The following is a 1,098-nucleotide window of genomic DNA, read 5'->3' on the forward strand; positions in this document are numbered from 1 at the left end:
TGAACATACGTAATCATCCGGAATATGCGACCTCGATATGCAGCCATATCCCAAATCTCAAATTGACCAATGTAGAGCTATTGGAAGTGATATTGGAAAATCTAGCCAAACTTCTCGATATATATTCTGCGTCAGGGTTTGCTCCGCTAAGAAGTTTGTGGCTTAAAAAAGCGCATGCGCTTAACTCACACGTCTGCATAACAACAAGTGCTGGAATCACTTATGAAGGCACGTTTACCGATATTGATATTGATGGCTCTATAGTGTTGAAATCTGGTGAAGATACCTTGAAGCTAGACTATGGCTCGATGTTATAATAGCCCTAACGGGAACTATACTGCTATAAGCCAAGGGTTTGAGAATTTTAAAGGCTCATGTGTACTACTAAGGAAAAACACCCTAGTAATAGCTGAGCTAGGAGAAGATAATAAGAAACGCTCTCATTATTATAGTGGTTAGAAAAACCTCAACTCGAAGACAATCCAGCAGGCAGAGCGGAACTGTATATAAAATCGGTTACATCTCAATGATTGTAGTGACGAGCAAGACGCTTACTAAAACTCAAAGACAATCCACCCGGAAATGGCTGAAGTGATTGTATAAAATCGGTAATACCTAAATGGTGATAAATAGTGATAAGAAAAACGTTTTCCGAAACTTAAAGAAACTCGTCAATCATAGCTAAACTATACAAAAATCTACAACGCTTAAGTGGCTGTATGGGTAAGAAAAACGCTTAGTAAAACTCAAAGACAATCCACCTAGCAATGGCTTAACTACAACACCTTAATGATTATAGTGACGAGAAAAACACTTCCTGAAACTCAAATGCAGTTCACACAACAGCCAAAGATGTCCATGTAAAGATGTAGATGTTGCTGCAAGTAGTACTTCAAACTGAAAAAGCAAATATTTTTCTCGGTGCTGCTCTAAAAGCCTGAGAAATTTAAAGAAATGTTACTATATATTATAAATAAGGAGAATAAAAAAGGCCTAAGGTGTATTGACTGCCATAAGCTTGAAAGTGCTCTTGTTATTTACTATGCACAGAGATTTTGCACGCTGTATGTTGTGCGTCGTAGTCGCATTGCATCAATA

At 37.7% G+C, this 1,098-nt stretch carries 1 pseudogene; it reads left to right on the plus strand.

What is annotated here, in order from left to right:
* Positions 1–317 (plus strand): annotated as a pseudogene (locus tag KPX09_RS05345) (biotin--[acetyl-CoA-carboxylase] ligase); the annotation flags it as partial.
* Positions 318–1,098: the final 781 nt, after the last annotated feature.

Source organism: Anaplasma phagocytophilum, from assembly GCF_023476575.1.
GTDB lineage: Bacteria > Pseudomonadota > Alphaproteobacteria > Rickettsiales > Anaplasmataceae > Anaplasma > Anaplasma phagocytophilum_A.